Genomic DNA, 17676 nt, shown 5'->3' with positions numbered 1-17676 from the left:
CAGTCTGCCCCGGCAACGAATCTCCTTCTGTGTCTGTTGGCGGACGGATGGCCCTCCGGGGCCGGAGGTGCCCGGAAGCCCGCCGCGCACCTCCGGCCCCGGTCCATCGCGACCTCGTCCGCACCACCCCTCGCGACGCGTAACGCGCCACCACGGGCGAACAGGTCCCGCAGCCCTACCGCTTCGCCGGCGGCCACCAGGGCCCCACTGGGCTCTACCACTTCGCCGCCCGCTACTACGACCCCGACATCGGCCGCTTCACCACCCCCGACCCCTCCGGCCGGTGCTGCCTCAGGAATGGAGACATGTGCGTGAAAGCTGGGCAGATCATCGCCGCGGTGGGGAGTCTGCTGATGGCGATCGGAGCGGTCATCGCGATGATCGCCGGGCCGACCTGGCTTGCGATAGTTCTCGTCGTCGCCGCTTGTTGCGGACTGGCAGGAGTCCTTGCCGGACGGCGCGGCTAGCGTCATAGCCGGCGTCTTCATCCTGACGAACGGATTCGGCCTTCGAGCCAGGTGAGCGCGGCCCGGTACTCGTCAACCGTCGCGCGTGGTCACTGCCCGGTGGGTGGCCGACCCACCGCGGTCTGCGCGTCGGCTGCCGCGATCACCATGTCGGCCAGTTCCCCGGCGGACTGTCCGCGACCCGCGTCGATGCGATGCAGGCCCAGCCTGTCGACGGCCTCGGTCATGAGTGTCTGGTAGCGCTCGGTGCGGGCCAGGAACCGCTCCATCAGGGCCTGTTCCTGGTCGGTCGCCGCTTCGTAGCGGCCCGCCGCGTGAACGCGGGCGCGTACCACGGAGTCGGCGGCGGTGAGCCACACGGCGGCCGTGCGCGGGACCCGCAGCGTCGCGACGTGGACGGGCCAGAGTGCCGACCCCTCCAGAACCACGCCCGTCCTGCCACACCCCACGGTCGCATGGGTCGCGATCAACTCTTCGATACGGGGCCACAGTCGATCGTAGTGGCCGAGAACAGACGCGATCAGTTCGTCAACCGTAAGTGATCCGTAGTGCTCGGCCACATGGGCCGGCACCTCCCGCTCCGGGGTTCTCCAAGGTCGCCCGGGGTGCCGGGCCAACCCGTCGGTGCTCAGGGCCTCGAACCCGAGTCTCTCCGCCACCGCGTGGGCAACGGTCGACTTTCCGACGTTCGACGTCCCGCCGATCAGAACCACCCGTACATCACGCACGTCCGCGACCCTACCGACCGGTCCGGGACGATGCCTTGCAGCGACGCCCTCCTCTCCGACACCGCTACTTGAGCTCGGCGGCCAGAGCGATGCGGTGCAGCCGCTCCAGCCGGGTGCGGGTCTCCTCGTTTGGACCGCCCCGCCCCCGTCGACGTACCGGGAACGCTGCTCCTGGCGCTGTCCCTGATGACGCTGCTGGCCCCGCTCACGGAGGGGCGGGCCGCCGGGTGGCCGCTGTGGACCTGGGTGTCGCTGGGGCTGTTCCCGGTCGCCGCGTACGCCTTCTACCGGGTGGAGCGGCGGGCCGACCGGCTGGGCCGCGTACCGCTGGTGCCGCCGAGCCTGCTGCGGCTGGACTCGCTGCGGCGGGGGCTGGCGCTGGTGGTGCCGTTCTCGATCGGCTTCGGCGGCTTCATGTTCGTGATCGCGGTGGCGCTCCAGCAGGGCCTGCGGATGGGCCCGGCGGCCGCCGGTCTCTCGCTGGCCCCGATGGCCCTGGCGTTCTTCGGGGCCTCGCTCGCCGGTCCCCGCCTGATCCGCCGCTACGGCACCCGGGTCGTCACGGCGGGCGGGGTGATCCAGGCGGTGGGCGTGGTGGTGCTGGTGCTGACCGTGCACTCCGCGTGGGAGGGCCTCGGGCTGTGGGGCCTGCTGCCGGGTGTGGCCGTCGCGGGCCTCGGACAGGGCCTCCAACTCCCCGTACTCTTCCGGATCGTGCTCTCCGACGTACCGCCGGAGAAGGCCGGGGTGGGCGGCGGCGTGATGACGACGACGCAGCAGGCGGCCCTCGCCCTCGGGGTGGCCACGCTCGGCACCCTGTTCCTGGCGCTGGTGCCGGGCCTCGGCATGCGGGACGCGCTGATCGTGACGCTGCTGGTGCAGCTGGCGGCGGTGGCACTGACGACCGGGCTGAGCCTGCGGCTGCCGCGTACGGTCGCGTGAGCGGGGCGGCGTCGAGAAAGCGCGCTGAGAGCACGCGTCCGGATGACAGCGCTTTCTGCCTGCCTGCCCAGCACCTTTGTGCCGGGAACAGCATAGATCTCAACGGCAGTTGACCATCAACTGCCCGTCATCTTTGCAACGATAAAACAGAAAGCGCTTACCCGACTGTTGCCTTTTCTGTCGAGGCTGCCCTTCACTGTGAACGGCAGCCCGTCGGCCACCGGACATCCGGCTGCCTCGGCCCTCAAGGAGGAAGGCCCATGCGGCGTTTGGCCGTACTCGTCTCCGCCCTGTTCCTCGCCACTGCGGTCCCGGGCCAGGCAGCCGCACAGCCTCCCGACATACCGCCGCAGGAACCGGGCGTGACCATGCGGGTGTTCGACGTCCAGATGGCCCTGGAGGACTTCTGCGCGCTCAAGCCCGGACAGACGCCCAACGTCGACGAGTTGAAGCCGACGATCGACTGGACCACCGCCGGGGACTTCGGCATGGACGGGAAGTTCGTCACCGAGGTCACCGCGTACCTCGACGTCGAGTCGGCCGGGAAGCATGACTTCCGCATCACCAGCGACGACGGCTCGCGGCTGATCATCGACGGTACGCAGATCATCGACAACGGCGGCAAGCACGGTGCCCGGCCCAAGGAGGGCTCGGTCGAGTTGACCGAGGGCCACCACGCGCTGCGGATCGACCACTGGGACGGCGAGTACGACCAGCGGCTCCTGCTGGAGTGGCGGCCACCGGGAGCGAGCGCCTTCTCCACCGTGCCCACCTCGGTACTGAGCACCGACGCCGACGTCACCCGGGTCACCTCTCCCGGCCGCAAGGTCTGCGAGGGCATCGACGAGTCACCGGGCGACGGCCTGCCGCTGGCCGGGGTCCACCCCGACTACACGCTGACCGACCTGCGGCCCGCCGGTTTCGAACCGCAGGTCACCGGCATGGACTGGCTGCCCGACGGCCGACTGGCCGTCAGCACCTGGGGCGGCAGCCGGGAGAGCAAGCTCGGTCAGGTGTACCTGCTCGACAACGTCACCGGGAACACCGACCCGTCCAAGGTGACCAAGAAGCTGATCGCCGAGGACCTGCTGGAGCCGATGGGCCTCAAGTACGTCGACGGCACGGTCTACGTCTCCGAGAAGAACGGCCTGACCGCACTGGTCGACAAGGACGGTGACGAGGTCGCCGACGAGTACCGCAAGATCGCGACCTGGCCGTTCGGCGGCAACTACCACGAGTTCGCGTTCGGGCTGCTGTACGAGAAGGGGAACTTCTACGTCAGCACGGGCATCGCCATGGTCCCCGGCGGCGCGACCCAGGACCCGCAGAACGTGCCCAACCGCGGCTCCACGTTGAAGATCAACAAGAAGACCGGCAAGGTGTCCTACGTGGCCGGCGGGCTGCGCACACCGAACGGCCTCGGCTGGGGCCCCCAGGGCGAGATCTTCGCCACCGACAACCAGGGCGCGTACGTGCCCACGTCGAAGCTGGTCCGGATCGAGCAGGGCGCCTTCTACAACCACCACACCAACCCGGACGGCGTCTACGACGACCAGCCGGTGACCGAGCCCGTGCTGTGGCTGCCGCACGGCGAGATCTCCAACTCGCCGAGCAACCCCCTCCTCCTGCCCACGGGCCCCTTCGCCGGGCAGATGGTGTTCGGGGACGTGACCTACGGCGGCCTCCAGCGGGCGTACCTGGAGAAGGTCGGCGGCGAGTACCAGGGCGCGGTGTTCCGCATGACGCAGGGCTTGGAGGCCGGGGTCAACCGGATCAGCCTCGGCCCGGACGGGGCGGTCTACGCCGGCGGCATCGGGGACTCCGGCAACTGGGGCCAGGAGGGCAAGCTCAAGTTCGGCCTCCAGAAGCTCACGCTCACCGGTGACCGGGCCTTCGACATGCGGGCCATGCGCGCCGTCGACGGCGGCTTCGAGATCGAGTACACCCAGCCGCTCTCCGAGGAGACCGCCGAGGATCTGTCCGCCAAGTACCGGGCGCAGCAGTGGCGTTACGTGGCGACCCCGCGGTACGGCGGCCCGAAGGCCGACGAGGAGACCCTCGACGTCACCTCGGCGACGCTCTCCGCGGACCGCAGGACCGTGACGCTGAAGATGGACGGCCTGCGCCCCGGCCACGTGGTCCACGTGCAGTCCCCGCGCCCGTTCGCGGCCGAGAACGGCGAGGAGCTGTGGAGCACCGAGGCGTGGTACAGCCTCAACACGCTGCCCGACGGCTCGAAGGCGCCGCCGGTGTACGAGGCGGAGTCCGCGTCCCTGGCCGGCGGCACCAAGTTCAACGACAACCACTCCGGGTACTCCGGCACCGGCTTCATCGACAACAACTGGGAGCCGGGCTCCCGCACCACCTTCGCGGTGCGCGCCGGCAAGAAGGGGAAGCACGACCTGGCCCTGCGCTACGCCAACGGGCAGAACTCCGACCCCGAGCCGAAGCCCCGGTCGATGACCCTGTACGTCAACGGCGAGCGCCACAAGCAGATCTGGCTCAACTCCACCGTCGCCTGGAACAAGTGGGCGACCCACACCGAATCGGTGCCGCTGCGCAAGGGCGCGAACACCATCACGTACGCCTACGAGCCCGGGGACGACGGCCATGTGAACCTCGACAACCTCACCGTCACCCCGACGAAGCGCACCACGCTCTTCGACGGCACGGACCTGGACGCCTGGGAGTCGAACAACGGCGGTCCGGCGGCATGGCCGGTGGCGGACGGTTCCGTGGAGTCGTACGGCGGGGACATCCGGACGAAGGAGACGTTCGGCGACTTCCGGATGCACGCCGAGTGGTACCAGCCGGACTATCCGGCCGACGTCACGGGGCAGGCACGGGGCAACAGCGGCGTCTACATCCAGGAACGGTACGAGCTCCAGATCCTGGAGTCCTTCGGGGTGAAGGTGCCCGCCAAGGACGACGCCGGGTCGATCTATCTGCGTAAGGCGCCGGACGTCAACGCGGCGACCGCGCCCAAGACCTGGCAGACGTACGACATCGAGTTCCGGGCCGCCCGCTTCGGCAGCGACGGGAAGAAGACGCAGGACGCGCGGGTGACGCTGCGGTGGAACGGCAAGGTGGTCCACAACGACGTGGCCATCGCCGGGCCGACCGGTGCGGGCCGGCCGGAGGGGCCGGCTCCGGGTCACATCAAGTTGCAGGACCACGGGGATCCCGGCGAGAACCCGAGGTTCCGCAACATCTGGATCGAGCGGCTCTGACGCCCGCGTCCAGTCCACGGTGACATGGTGCTGCCCCCTCCGGTCCCGGAGGGGGCAGCACCGTTCCGTTCCGTGTATCTCTCCGTCCGCCCGTCAGGACCGGTCCTTCGGGCTCAGTGACGGTGGCGCAGGGAGAGGTAGTAGGCGCCGACCTCCGTCAGATAGGCGGGGTCGGTGGTCTCGCTGTCGGTCGCGAACCGGGGGGCCGCCTTGATCTCGTCGCGGGACGACGCGAGCTTCACCGTCTGCGACGCGGCGTCGACAGCGGTCACCGCACCGGCCGGGATCAGCACGCTCCGGCCGAACTTCCACACCCCTGTGTCGACCACCAGGTTCTGCATACCGGGCGTGTCCTCCTGGCGCTCCACATGTCCGATGGCCCCGTCGGCGGCCTCCACGCTGAAACCCGTCAGCGGCTGCCCCGCGACGTAGCCGATGTCCTGTCCGAACGCCCACACATCGCTCACTGGTACGTCTCCTCGCTCTCTTCCGGCCCGGAGCCTCTCGCCGGTGTTCCGACGGGTCCCGGAACCGGATGCTTCACCGGTCGGGTCACCTGGCTGATGCCCCGAACATGTGCCCGGCACGCCCGGCAGAGCGATCACGGAAGGTGCTTGCGGGCCGCCGCGACAGAGCCCGTCACACCGTGCACCGCCGTGTCCGTCACGTCACCGATCCGGTCGGCGACGGCGTGGGCCCGGTGGGCGAGGGCGTCGGACGCGTGGTCCGCCGCGTGGCGGGTGCGGTAGGCGAGCGAGGGCTTGCCGTGGGTGTCGGCCGCGGCGATGAGGAGGCCTCCGGCGAGGGACACGTTCGCGAGCAACTCGGCACGCCGGGCCGCACGTTCGTCGGGGTCCCCGGCCGGTCCGTCGGAGTAGGCCGCCCAGGCCGCCGGCACCAGCGTCACCACCAGGGCCGCCGACGCCCATCGGGGCGCGCGCCCCAGCGCGAGGAGGACCCCGGCGCCGAGCTGCACCGCGCCTTGCAGGCGGGCGAGCTGCTCGGGGTCGTCCGGGAGGAAGGAGTACCGGGAGGCCAGCACCGCGAGCGGATCGTTGCCGGTCCCCTCCGAGGAGTCCCGGGGGACGGGGTGGCGTACCGCCGTGTACCCGTCACGGATGAACTTCGTGGCCAGCAAGGGCCGGGCGACTCTGCGCAGAACAGGCATGTGCGTCGGCTGCCCTGTCCGGGGCGGTGCACACCCGTCCGGGCGTACGAGGCACATCGCCGGGATGAGGGCGGCCACAGGGGGCACAAGGGCTGTGACACGCTCGATGTGACGGATGGTGACACATGTTGCTCCCTCGACCGGACACGATTCGCACGCTGCTGGCCCGGTACTACGAGCTGCAGCTGGAGCACTCCCAGGACTCCCACTACGAGCTGCAACGGAGCCTGGAGGACGTGACGTACACGTTGTGCGTCAGCACCGGCACCCGGACCGTCCAGGACGCTCTGCTCGCGGCGGAAGCCATCCTGCGGACGTCGCCGACGGATCAGCAGCCCGCATTTCAGATTCCGGAGCAGCGGAACACGCCCCCTGGTCCGGCCTCGCACCCCTCGGCTCCCTGAGCGCCACGAGGCAGAGAGCCAGGTGGACGCTCCGTGACGGGAAACGAAGCCGATACGGCCGGTCACGTGTGCCGCCCGGCCTCGGCGGCCGAGGCGCGCAGGGAAGTGGAGTTCGCTCTCCACCCTCTGCTGTGCTCAGCGGACAGCTACTACCTCCGGGCGCACCGGGCGGGGTTCGAGGACGCGGTGCTGGTCGCCTCCGAGCTCGTGGGCCATGTGCTCCACCACCCCGAGGACTCCCCCGGCTGCTTCCTCGTGTGCCTCCTCCACAGCGACGAGGTCACCATCACCGTGACCGACACCTGCGAGGAGATCCTTCCGCTCTGCCCGCGCGCACCCTCTCCAGGAAGCACCGGCCTGGCCGGGGTGGGATGGTGGGTGATCAACAAGGTCGCCGACCAGGTCGTCGTCCAGACCCTGCCCACCGGCGGCAAGACGATCACCGTGGCCGTGCCGCTCTCCGGGCCCTGATGGCGCTCTTGACCCTTTCCGGTCCGCCCGGACGTTCATCACTCCATCCCACTCTTCCGCATTCCCGATGGCGTCAGAAAGTTTTCCCTCCGCAGCCGCTAGGTTTCGATGTGAAGGTGTTCTCGTCGTCACCCGAAGGAAATGCTTGATGAAGGTTCGCACCGGGAATCCGTCCGCCGCTCGTGCCGTGACAGACGACTTTCTGTCCGGCCAGGACCGGCCGGCCCCGTCGCCCGAGGACTCCCGCGAAATCGGCCGGCTGCTCTTCGCGCGGCTCGCCGAACTGGAGGAGGGCACCGCCGAACACCAGTACGCCCGCAACACCTTGGTCGAGATCCATATGAACCTGGTGCGGTTCGCCGCACGGCGCTACCGCACCCATCAGGCCGGGCAGTTCGAGGACATCCTCCAGGTCGGCACCATCGGCCTCATCAAGGCCATCGAGCGCTTCGAGCTGTCCCGCGAGGTGGACTTCCCGGCCTTCGCACTCCCCTATATCAACGGCGAGATCAAGCGCTTCTTCCGTGACACCACCTGGTCCGTGCACGTACCCAGGCGCCTCAAGGAGCTGCGCTCCTCCATCAAGGCCGCCCACGAGGACCTGGCCGTGCGTCTCGACCGCGCCCCCACCACCTCGGAGCTGGCCCACCATCTCGGCTTGCCGGAGGACGACGTGGCGGAGGCCCTGATCGCGGCCAACGGCTACACCGCCGACTCCCTCGACGCGCCCCTGGGCACCAGTGCGGGCGGCGCCGGGGACACCGGGCCGAGCTGGTTCGAGACGCTCGGCGACCAGGACGGCAGGCTCCAGCACGTGGAGAACCTGCACACGCTCGCGCCTCTCCTGGCCGCTCTGGACGAGCGCCAGCGCACCGTGCTGCGGCTGCGCTACGGCCAGGAGCTGACGCAGACGGAGATCGGCGCGCACCTGGGCGTTTCACAGATGCACGTCTCACGCATCCTCAAGCGCACCTTGGCGGTGTTGCGCGCCGGAATGCTCGACTGAGGACGGACCGCGCTCGACCACACGCACGGAAGCCCGAGGCGGTACCGCCTCGGGCTTCCCGGTGTCACCCCGCTCGATCACATACTGCTGAGGACCGCACCCAGGACCATGCCGCCCACCAGGCCGATGGCGCTGACGACGATGGCGATCGTGGAGAGCCGCTCGTGCCGGACGGTCTTGGCGATGATGGCCATCACCAGACCGGCCAGGGCGAAGACGATCGGCAGGATGATGAACCCGATCACGCCCAGCACGATCGCGATGATGCTGAGCACGTTGCTGCTCGTCCCGCGCTGAGGCGTGCCGTGGTGCTGCTGCCCGGTCGGCTGGTTGGTGTACTGCGTAGTCATCTGCCACTCCTTCGGGACGTCTCGCTCCGAGACCCGATCCCGATGCGGACCGGCCTGAACCTCGGGTGCCCCGAACTTCCGCGCTGACACCACTACTTGGACTCGACAGGCGAGCGGCCTCCGGTGCCGTGGTCGCTCGGACGGCCGCGATCGCGCAGGGCCTGCTCGACGGCTTCGAGGCGGCGTCGCTGTCGGCGCATGGTGAGGGGGTTGACCAGAAACAGCCCCGCCAGCACGAGGTTGTAGCCGGCTCGCACGTAGTGCCCGTCGAAAGCGTGGAGCAGGCCGGTCACGAACCACAGCAAGGTGAGACCCCCCAGCAGCCACCCCACCCACCGGCTGTCCTGGAGGTCCAACGAACGCCGCGCCCGTGTCGCGGCGTCGATCGCGGCCGGCAACTCCGTCGGATCGTCCGGCACTTCACCGCGCCGGATCCGGCGGACCACCTTCATGTACCGGGCCGTACCGAGCCCCAGCCTCGCCGCCCGGCGACGCGTCTGCCACCAGGCCAGGGCGACCACGAACGCGGCCAGCAGTACGAAGACGGCGGCGAGCGTCAGCCCTCAGCACCCTGCCGGGCATCCGCGCCCCGCCCGGTCCCGCCCCCGGGAATCCTCCGGAACGGCCTTGCGCCACACCGGAGTTGCCTCACATGCGCCGCCACGGACCGGGCACAAGGGCCGGTACGGATACGGAAAAATGGGGGGCCGTCGATGAGCTCTGGTCCGGAAGTGCTGGCGTGGCGCGGTTCGGACGACCCGTCCGACTGGGCGGGCGTCGCTGTGATCATGGTGCTCTACCTGCTGATCGGCTACGGACTGGAGTACCGGTCGAAGAAGCGCCGGGGTGCCGAACGCCCGGCGAAGGCAGCGGCGGAGGGCCTGTTCTCGGAACGCCAGGGGGGCATGATGGCCGCCCCGGAGCAGCACTTCGCCAGCCGTATGGTGATGATGTTCGGTGCGCTGGCCGCGGGACTCGCAGGATTCCTCACCCGGGGTGCGCCCACCGGGGTGCACTATGCGGCCATGGGCGGTGTGGCGCTGCTGGGGATCTTCGCGTGGGCGTACTTCGACCACCGCACGGAGCCGCGCACCAACTCGGACCAGTAGAAGTGACCTTGAGCCGGAACTTGATCGGCCATCAGGTGATCTTGGTTACAGCTTCTCGGGGCCGGGCCTCCCGTCCTGGTGCGCTGCCAGACTCGGGATGTCCCATCCGATGATCACCTCTCGCGTGGTCACGCCCCGACAAGGTGCCGATGTCCCCGTTCACGACACGGAAGAGACCCGACGACCGAGTGCCGCGAGGCCGGACCAGGCGCCGGAGAACCCTCTTCGGGGCCCTGCTCGCCCTGGCGCTCTCCCTCTCCACGCTCACCCTGTCCGCCGCACCCGCGCAGGCGAGTGACGCCTACAACAGCATCACCAGCGCCTCCGCGTCCAACGTCGACTGGATGTCCCGTATCGCGGACGGCACCAGCCTGTCCTGGCTCTCCGTGCCCGGCACCCACGACAGTCTCGCGCTCTGCGGCGAGCGGGACCCGAAGACCGGGAAGTGCGGAGGCATCGCCACCAGCATCACGCAGACCCAGGAGAACCACGGGTTCAGCGCGCAGACGCTGACCACCCAGTTCCGCGCCGGGATCCGGGCCCTCGACATCCGGGTCCGGGTCGACAAGGGCGACGAGGGGCTGAAGTTCACGATCCACCACGGCGCCGCCTACCAGTACGCGAACTTCACCGACGTCCTGAACGCGACCCGCGACTTCCTGCGCGACGAGCCCGGTGAGACGGTGCTCCTGCATCTGAAGGCCGAGTGCGACGGCGGTGCCTTCGGCTGCGAGGACGCCGAGGGCTACCGTACGGACGAGTGGCGCAAGAAGGTCTTCGACTCCTACCTCGACGGCCGCTCCTACACCGGCACCGGCGACGAGAGCACCAAGTCCACCGCCTGGCGCGACCTGTTCTGGGCTCCGTCGGTGACCGGAAAGAGCCAGGCCGGCCAGGTCCCCTCGCTCGGTGAAGTGCGCGGCAAGGTGGTGCTGATGGGCTACCGGGCCACGAAGGGCGGCATCTACGACGGGTACGGGATCAAGCAGCCGTACCCGGCCGGCGGCTCCAACGAGGAGTACGTGCAGGACGCCTACGAGGTCGACACCATCAGCGACATCGCCGGCAAGTGGGAGAAGGTCCGGGCCCACCTGCGGAAGACCAACGGCACCTGGGACTCCTCACGGCCCGGTGAGAAGGAGTACCCGTACAAGCCGGGCGCGCTCTACATCAACTACACCAGCGGTACGGGCGGTGGCGCCCACCCCTACACCGTGGCGGGCGGCACGCCCACGGCGACCGGGGTCAACTCCTTCCTGCGGCAGTGCCTCCAGGGCGAGAACGACCGGTGCCCGGAGTTCCACGCGGACCGCGGCGACAAGTTCGGCGGCCGGTCCGGCCTGGACCGGATGGGCGTCGTGATGATGGACTTCCCCGGCGGGAAGCTCATCGACGACATCATCGGCCGCAACGAGACCGGCGGCTCCACCCGCAAGGTGATGGTCGTCGGCGACTCCATGTCCCAGGGCCACGAAGGGGACTACACCTGGCGCTACCGGCTGTGGCAGTGGTTCCGCGACCAGCGGATCGCCGTCGACTTCGTGGGCCCGTACAGCGGTACGAAGCCCCAGGACGCCCCGTCCGCCCCGCAGCCGCCGCGCCTCCAGGGCGAGCCGGAACCGGCGGCCGGTCCACCGAAGACCTCCGGCGCGTACGCCAAGGACGCGCAGGACTTCGACAGCGACCACTTCGCGGTCTGGGGACGGCAGGCGGCCCAGGACAAGTCCCTGATCAAGGAGCAGGTCGCCAAGTACCAGCCGGACCTGCTGCTGGTGGGCCTCGGCTTCAACGACATGGGCTGGTTCGTCAGCGACGCCGGCGGCACCCTCGACAGCATGAAGAAGCTGGTGGACGAGGCGCGCGCCGCCAAGCCGAACCTCAAGTTCGCCGTGGCCAACGTCCCGCAGCGGGAGAAGATCGGCGGCCGTGACGACCTGATCACCAAGACGACCGCGTACAACAAGGCGCTGGCCGAGGCCGTCCCCCGTTGGCACTCGTCCTCCTCGCCGGTCAAGCTCGTCGACTGGGCCGGTGCCTACGACTGCGCGCCCGCCTCCTGCCCCGCCGCCTACGACGGCCTGCACCCCAACGCCGTCGGCGAGTACCAGATCGCGGGCGCCTTCGGGTCCACCCTGCACAAGGAGTTCGGCATCGGCTCCGCCGCCCCGAGCGTCCCGACCACCGGCCCGGCCCGCACGGCCGGCACCCCGGGCAATGTGAAGGCCACCTCGGCGGACAGCGGGATCGTGGTCACCTGGGACCAGGTCTTCGGGGCGTACGGGTACGAGGTCCGCTCCCGTCTGGCCGGGCTGCCCGACTGGAGCACCGCGCGCTCCATCGGCAACCGGTTCGACACCACCTGGGTGGCCGACGGCCAGAAGTGGGAGTACCAGGTACGTGCGGACGGCGGTGCGACCAACTCCGCCTGGTCGTCCACCGTGAGCGCCACGGCCCGGCCGAAGACGGCGGCCGGTCCGGTCGGCATCGTCACCCGTCCCACGGCGACCGGTATCGACTTCGCCTGGGGCACGCCGACCGGACCGTACACCGACTCCATCGACCGCTACGGCGTGATCGCGTACGACCGGGACACCCCGGGCGCGTTCGTCGAGACGGTGGGCACGCGGAACAAGGCCCTCCACTTCGACGGGCTGAAGCCGGGCCACCGCTACACCCTGGCCGTGCAGACCTGGAACCGGGCGGGCGGCGGGCTGCCCGCGGTCGGCCGGCCCGTCGTCGTCGGGGCGGGGACACCGTCCGCTCCGACGGGCCTGAAGGTCGTCTCGACCGATGCGACGACCGTCCAGCTCAGCTGGAAGGGCTCCCCGCAGGCGGCCGGCTACCGGGTGTGGATCCGCAACATCAACAACGGCAGCCAGTCGGCGGCCGACGAGTCGGTCATCTCGGAGACGAACCACGGGATCGCGTTCCTGGTCCCCGGGACGTGGAACTACGAGTTCTGCATGACGGCGGTCAACGGCGCGCTGGAGTCGGGCAAGTCGAACTGCGTGGTGGCGCCGAGGCCGGCCGGCAGCTGAGTCGGCGTACGCCCTTGTACGGAGCCGGGTGTTCCAGGACGTCTTCCGTCCTGGAACACCCGGCTCATCGCACGTCCGGGCCGATGCGGTCCGTCGTCCGGCTCGTCGAGTCGTACGTACGGGCCTCGGCCCACCGTCCCGCTACCGCCGCCGCCCCTGGCGGAAGCCACCGGCCGTCGGGCCCGGGCCAGACGGCACCGCGCCCCCGGCCGAGCGTGATGTGCGGGACCCATCGGCCAGGAGCGAGCAGCGGATGGGACCGGCCGTCACCGTCGGCCTCCCGCAGGATCCGCCACACCCTCTCGTGCAGCGCGAGCAGCGCGGCGTCCGGCCGGACCGCCCAGGCCAGCACATTGTTCCGGCCGGAGAAGCGCAACAGCCCGGTCAGGTGGAGCGGCAGCGGCAGTACGTCGAGCGCCTCCGCCAGCGCTCCACGGGTGGCGGCCGGCAGGGCGTCCGCCGTGGCGAGCGTGAGGTGCGGCCGGCTGGTCGGGTGGCGGTGGCCGGCCTGGCTGGGGAGGCCCTCGTCGGCGATGGACCGCCACACGCGGCGTACGACCCGCTCGGTCGCCTCGTCCGGCAGGAGCTCGATGCTGTGCACCAGCGCAGCGTACGGTCGTGGTGCCGCGCTCGCCCTCCGTACGGCCTCAGACCTCCTGCGGGTGGCCGCCGTCCCCTTCGACCACCAGCCGGTCGGTGCCGGGCTCCTCGGCGCCTTCGACCACGGTCACGTCGATCGTGCCGTCGCCGGTGGTGTCGAACTGGTAGAGATCCGCGACGCCGTCACCGGTGGTGTCCGTCATCCACACGTCGGGCTTGCCGTCGCCGTTGGTGTCCGCGCTGAGGAGGACGTGGTGCTCGTCCCCCTGGGTCACCGGCGCTTCTTCGGTGGTTCCGTTGGTCTCCATGGCGGCCGGTTTCCCCCGGGAGACTGTTCGAAACCGCGGCGGTCGACGGGCCCGTGGTGTCTGGAGCTTGCGGGCTGCGGAGTCCGCAGGTGGTGCGAGGCGATCGGCAACGTGAAGGCTCAGCAGCCGGGCGGCGCCGGGGGTGGGGAGGCGTGGGAGACTCGATCATGCCTGTGACCAATCCGTGGCTGGCCGGCCCGTCGCCGACGAAGCGTCTCGATCGTGAGCGCCTGGAAGAACGCATACGCAACCTGCTGTCGACGCAGAACATGTGCGTGATCGCGACAGCGGGCCCGGAAGGCCCCCTCGCGACACCCGTGCGGTACTTCTCCCTCGACTTCGCGGTGATGTTCAGTACGGCTCCGGGCTCCCCGAAGATGAGGAACCTCGCCGCCGATCCCCGCGTATCGGTGGGGATCTTCGCCCCGCTGGTCGGACAGGCCAGCAGCCGGGGGGCCCAGCTCTTCGGGCAGGCTCGCGTGCTGTCCGAGGACGACCCCGACTTCGCCCACTACTGGCCGGCCTTCCGCTGGCAGTCCGACCACGTCGAACGGTCGCGTTCGCTCGACGAACCCCCGTCCGGCCCCCTCGTCGTGATCGAGGCCGAGCGGATCGTCTATACGGAGCACTGGCTACGGCGCGAGGGCTTCGCACCACGCCAGTTCTGGACCAAGTAGGACCGGCAGCACGGCGGTAGGCGCGTCAGAAGACGGACAGCCCGGTGAGCGTGGTGAAGCGGTCCAGGGCCGAGACGCCCGCCACCGAGTTGCCGCGCTTGTCGAGCCCCGGGCTCCACACGCACAGCGTGCAGACCCCGGGCACGATGGCGATGATCCCGCCGCCGACACCGCTCTTGCCCGGCAGCCCCACCCGGTAGGCGAACTCCCCGGCCGCGTCGTACGTCCCGCAGGTGAGCATCACCGCGTTGACCTGCTTCGCCTGGCTGCGGGTCAGCAGCCCCGACCCGTCGGCCCGGACTCCGCCCCGGGCCAGGAACCCGGCGGCGAGGGCCAGGTCCGCGCACGAGGCCTCGATGGAGCACTGCCGGAAGTAGGCGGCGAGCAGGGCCGGGACCGGAAGCGTGATGTTGCCGTAGGAGGCCATGAAGTGGGCCAGCGCGGCGTTACGGTCCCCGAAGGCGGCCTCGGAGGCGGCGACCTGCGGTACGAAGTCGATGGCGGCGTTGCCGCTCTCCGTACGCAGCAGGTCCCGCACCTGGCCGGCGGCGTCCCCGGTCAGGGCCTGGAGCCGGTCGGTGACGACCAGCGCACCCGCGTTGATGAACGGGTTGCGCGGAATCCCGTTCTCGTACTCCAGCTGCACCAGCGAGTTGAACGGGTTGCCCGACGGCTCGCGCCCCACGCCCTGCCAGAGCTGCCCGCCGTCCAGGGAGAGCGCCAGGGCCAGGGCGAACACCTTCGAGATGGACTGCGTCGAGAACGGCTGCCGCCACTCGCCGACCCCGTAGACGGTCCCGTCCGGCTCCGCGACCGCCATGCCGAACCGCCGGGGGTCGGCGTCGGCGAGTATCGGTATGTAGTCGGCCGGGCTGCCGTGGTCGGTGAGGCCGGCCATTTCCCCGGCGATGCGACTGATCACCGAGGAGAAGCGGTGCGAACCGGCGCACGGAGCCGGAGGGGCGGCGGAGGCGTGGGACACGGAAGTTCCTGACGGGGCGGGGTAGGGACCGGGAGGGTCCGGCGTACTGGCGAGAGCGAGGCCACCCTCAGTCTGGCCTGCCAACCCCATGCGGCCCAAAAGAGGCCCTTGACCGCTCCCGTTCGGGAGAAGCACTACCGCGCGGCTCAACACACCTGTTCGGCGGTGGTTCCCTCGACTTGCGGCATTGATCCGCTCCCATTAGGGCATGTCGACCCCCCTTCCCCTCCGCCCCGGAGCACACCCCGGCGTCCGGCGTTCCGCCTTCCGCGCCGCGCTGGCCGTGGTCACGGCGGCGACCGTGACCGCCGCCGCTTTCACCATGGCCGGCACCGGTGCCCGTGCCGCCGACGGTGACGTGGCCAACAGCGTCCTGGCCGACCTCACCGTCTCCGACGTACCCGCCGCCGGACTGGACGCCTTCGCCGGTGTCTTCGGCACAGCCGGTTCCCCGCCGAACGGGGGGCTCGACAACGGAGACCTCTCCGACCCGTCGGGCGTGCTGGACTTCCTGACCGTACGCGGCCAGGCGGTCGCCAGGACGAACGCCGAAGCGGAGAGGAACTGGGCACAGGCGCAGGCCTCCGGGTTCACCCTCTCGCTGAACGACCGGGACTACCTCAGCGTGGGCTCCCTGGACGCCTACGCCGAGTGCATCCCCGCTCCCATCGGCCCGCTCGCCCTGGCCTACGCGCGCACCGACTCCAACACCATCGGCGTCCTGGGGCGCCAGGTACCCACCGGAACGACCCAACTGGAGTTCACCGGAGCGGAACTGGGCACCGACGAGGTCAGCACGGCCACCCTCACCGTCCAGTACGACCAGATCGAGGACCCCGCGGGCGGCGGCTACCAGCCGCAGAGCTCCGCCCGGGCCGGCCTGGACATCACCATCACCGGCGTCCTGCGCGACGAAGAGGGCCAGGAGCTGTACGACGGGCCGCTCGTCGACGTCGAGCTCGGCCACGTGGACGTCACCTGCGACGGCACCACCTCACCGCCCGTCACCACTCCGCCGGTCACCACACCACCCGTCACCTCACCGCCGCCCACGCAACCGCCCATCACGATCCCGCCCGTCACCGTTCCCCCGGTGACCGTTCCCCCCATCACTGTTCCCCCGGTGACCGACCCTCCCATCACGATCCCCCCGGTCACCGTCCCACCCGTCACCGTCCCGCCGGTCACGGTCCCCCCGATCACCCTCCCGCCCACCACACCCCCGATCACCAGGCCCCCGGTCACCAAGCCTCCGACGCCCACTCCCACCCCCACCCCGACCAAGCCCGGACCCAGCCATGAGCCGGACTACGGCTACGGCGACGACGGCCACAGCGAGCACTGAGCATCCCGCCCCGTCGATCGTCGTACGGACCAGCGGGTGACTCACCCGGACCGAGGCGACGCGACGGGGCGGTTTGAGTACACGTACTCATGAGCGAGGTTCCGGCCGGGCCCGAGAGTGGGGGCCCGCACCGAACTTGAGGAGCAGGCCATGAGTGCCCACCCCGCCACGGCCCCCGCCGCCCCGGCCCCGGCCCCGGCCCCGGCCATGAGCCTGCCGTCCCGGCGCCGTCTGCCGGCCCTCCTCGCCATCGGGGTGAGCGCGGCGCTCGTCGCGTCGTGGTTCGGCGCGGCCGATCCGACGACCTGGCTGCTGGAGACGGTGTGGGTGATGGTGGGCCTGCCGCTGGCGATCGCGCTGCGTCACCGTTTCCCGCTGAGCGGCCTGCTGTGCGGGCTGCTGGCGGCGCACGCCCTGGTTCTCATCGTGGGCGGCCACTACACCTACGCGGAGGTGCCCGTCGGGGACTGGGTGCGCGACTGGCTCGGCTGGGACCGCAACCCCTACGACCGGTTCGGCCACCTCGTGCAGGGCTTCGTCCCGGCCCTCCTGGTACGCGAACTCCTCCTCCGCACCTCCCCGTTGCGCGGAAGCCGCTGGCTCGCCCCGCTCATCGTCTGCGCCTGCCTGGCCTTCAGCGCCGTCTTCGAGATGATCGAATGGCTCGCGGCCGTCACGGGAGGCCAGGCCGCGGACGCCTTCCTGGGCACGCAGGGAGACGTCTGGGACACCCAGTGGGACATGTTCTGCGCCCTCATCGGCGCCGTCTGCGCCCTGCTGCTCCTCAGCCGCGTCCACGACCGGTCCCTCATCCGTCTGAGCCGGGAGAGGTCGACCACGAGCTGATGGAA

General features: G+C 70.3%; 18 protein-coding genes and 2 pseudogenes. 12 read left to right on the top strand and 8 right to left on the bottom strand.

The window, feature by feature from the left end; translation table 11 throughout:
* Positions 1–170: 170 nt before the first annotated feature.
* Positions 171–269, top strand: a pseudogene (locus R2B67_RS25895) (RHS repeat-associated core domain-containing protein); the annotation flags it as partial.
* Between the two features lie 42 nt (positions 270–311).
* Positions 312–467, top strand: a complete 156-nt coding sequence (locus R2B67_RS25890; RefSeq protein ID WP_317821399.1) for a hypothetical protein — start codon at positions 312–314, stop codon at positions 465–467.
* Between the two features lie 89 nt (positions 468–556).
* Here R2B67_RS25890 and R2B67_RS25885 read toward each other — a convergent pair whose 3' ends face one another.
* Positions 557–1195 (bottom strand): hypothetical protein, encoded by a 639-nt coding sequence (locus tag R2B67_RS25885; RefSeq protein WP_317821398.1) that lies wholly within the window; start codon positions 1193–1195, stop codon positions 557–559.
* 126 nt (positions 1196–1321) lie between these two features.
* Between R2B67_RS25885 and R2B67_RS25880 the strand changes: the two are divergent.
* Together R2B67_RS25880 and R2B67_RS25875 are read left to right on the top strand one after the other, a co-directional pair.
* Positions 1322–2137 (top strand): annotated as a pseudogene (locus R2B67_RS25880) (MFS transporter); the annotation flags it as partial.
* A 260-nt stretch (positions 2138–2397) separates the two neighbouring features.
* On the top strand, positions 2398–5367 hold the full coding sequence (locus tag R2B67_RS25875) for a 3-keto-alpha-glucoside-1,2-lyase-like domain-containing protein (RefSeq protein WP_317821396.1): 2970 nt from the start codon (positions 2398–2400) through the stop codon (positions 5365–5367).
* 113 nt (positions 5368–5480) lie between these two features.
* On the opposite strand, the gene R2B67_RS25870 is transcribed toward R2B67_RS25875, so the two are convergent.
* Positions 5481–5834, bottom strand: coding sequence for a PRC-barrel domain containing protein (locus R2B67_RS25870; protein WP_317821395.1), 354 nt, complete (start codon positions 5832–5834; stop codon positions 5481–5483).
* A gap of 134 nt (positions 5835–5968) precedes the next feature.
* Positions 5969–6535: a DoxX family protein gene (locus tag R2B67_RS25865; protein WP_317821394.1), complete on the bottom strand. Its 567-nt coding sequence runs from the start codon at positions 6533–6535 to the stop codon at positions 5969–5971.
* Positions 6536–6660: 125 nt separating this feature from the next.
* On the opposite strand from R2B67_RS25865, the gene R2B67_RS25860 reads away from it, so the two are divergent.
* The 3 genes from R2B67_RS25860 to R2B67_RS25850 all read left to right on the top strand — a co-directional run bounded on the left by R2B67_RS25860 (position 6661) and on the right by R2B67_RS25850 (position 8416).
* Entirely contained in the window at positions 6661–6939 is a 279-nt protein-coding gene (locus R2B67_RS25860; RefSeq protein WP_018511605.1) for a DUF5133 domain-containing protein, read from the top strand.
* A gap of 33 nt (positions 6940–6972) precedes the next feature.
* Positions 6973–7410, top strand: coding sequence for an ATP-binding protein (locus R2B67_RS25855; protein WP_317821392.1), 438 nt, complete (start codon positions 6973–6975; stop codon positions 7408–7410).
* A gap of 148 nt (positions 7411–7558) precedes the next feature.
* Positions 7559–8416, top strand: a complete 858-nt coding sequence (locus tag R2B67_RS25850; RefSeq protein WP_317821391.1) for a SigB/SigF/SigG family RNA polymerase sigma factor — start codon at positions 7559–7561, stop codon at positions 8414–8416.
* 77 nt (positions 8417–8493) lie between these two features.
* Here R2B67_RS25850 and R2B67_RS25845 read toward each other — a convergent pair whose 3' ends face one another.
* On the bottom strand, positions 8494–8766 hold the full coding sequence (locus R2B67_RS25845; RefSeq protein WP_018511602.1) for a hypothetical protein: 273 nt from the start codon (positions 8764–8766) through the stop codon (positions 8494–8496).
* A gap of 92 nt (positions 8767–8858) precedes the next feature.
* Positions 8859–9218, bottom strand: a complete 360-nt coding sequence (locus R2B67_RS25840; RefSeq protein ID WP_317821390.1) for a hypothetical protein — start codon at positions 9216–9218, stop codon at positions 8859–8861.
* A gap of 261 nt (positions 9219–9479) precedes the next feature.
* Between R2B67_RS25840 and R2B67_RS25835 the strand changes: the two genes are divergently transcribed.
* Together R2B67_RS25835 and R2B67_RS25830 are read left to right on the top strand one after the other, a co-directional pair.
* Positions 9480–9875 carry a hypothetical protein gene (locus R2B67_RS25835; RefSeq protein WP_317821389.1) on the top strand — a complete coding sequence of 132 codons (396 nt, stop codon included), beginning with the start codon at positions 9480–9482 and terminating at the stop codon, positions 9873–9875.
* Positions 9876–10063: 188 nt separating this feature from the next.
* On the top strand, positions 10064–12913 hold the full coding sequence (locus tag R2B67_RS25830) for a phosphatidylinositol-specific phospholipase C domain-containing protein (protein WP_317821388.1): 2850 nt from the start codon (positions 10064–10066) through the stop codon (positions 12911–12913).
* Between the two features lie 64 nt (positions 12914–12977).
* Here the strand turns inward: R2B67_RS25830 and R2B67_RS25825 are convergent, their stop codons facing one another.
* Positions 12978–13514: a 2'-5' RNA ligase family protein gene (locus R2B67_RS25825; protein ID WP_317821387.1), complete on the bottom strand. Its 537-nt coding sequence runs from the start codon at positions 13512–13514 to the stop codon at positions 12978–12980.
* A 46-nt stretch (positions 13515–13560) separates the two neighbouring features.
* A complete protein-coding gene (locus tag R2B67_RS25820; RefSeq protein ID WP_317821385.1) occupies positions 13561–13821 on the bottom strand; it encodes a hypothetical protein in 261 nt (86 codons plus the stop codon).
* 167 nt (positions 13822–13988) lie between these two features.
* Here R2B67_RS25820 and R2B67_RS25815 point away from each other — a divergent pair, with 167 nt between their 5' ends.
* On the top strand, positions 13989–14498 hold the full coding sequence (locus R2B67_RS25815; RefSeq protein WP_317821384.1) for a pyridoxamine 5'-phosphate oxidase family protein: 510 nt from the start codon (positions 13989–13991) through the stop codon (positions 14496–14498).
* Between the two features lie 25 nt (positions 14499–14523).
* Here the strand turns inward: R2B67_RS25815 and R2B67_RS25810 are convergent, their stop codons facing one another.
* Entirely contained in the window at positions 14524–15480 is a 957-nt protein-coding gene (locus R2B67_RS25810) for a glutaminase (protein WP_317821383.1), read from the bottom strand.
* Between the two features lie 208 nt (positions 15481–15688).
* Between R2B67_RS25810 and R2B67_RS25805 the strand changes: the two genes are divergently transcribed.
* The gene (locus R2B67_RS25805) at positions 15689–16825 is read left to right on the top strand and encodes a hypothetical protein (protein ID WP_317821382.1); all 1137 of its coding nucleotides are present in this window, start codon (positions 15689–15691) and stop codon (positions 16823–16825) included.
* A 150-nt stretch (positions 16826–16975) separates the two neighbouring features.
* On the top strand, positions 16976–17671 hold the full coding sequence (locus R2B67_RS25800; protein ID WP_317821381.1) for a DUF2238 domain-containing protein: 696 nt from the start codon (positions 16976–16978) through the stop codon (positions 17669–17671).
* Positions 17672–17676: the final 5 nt, after the last annotated feature.

The organism is Streptomyces cyaneofuscatus (assembly GCF_033109485.1).
In the GTDB taxonomy this organism is placed as follows: domain Bacteria; phylum Actinomycetota; class Actinomycetes; order Streptomycetales; family Streptomycetaceae; genus Streptomyces; species Streptomyces cyaneofuscatus.
This window is presented reverse-complemented; position numbering and strand designations above follow the sequence as displayed.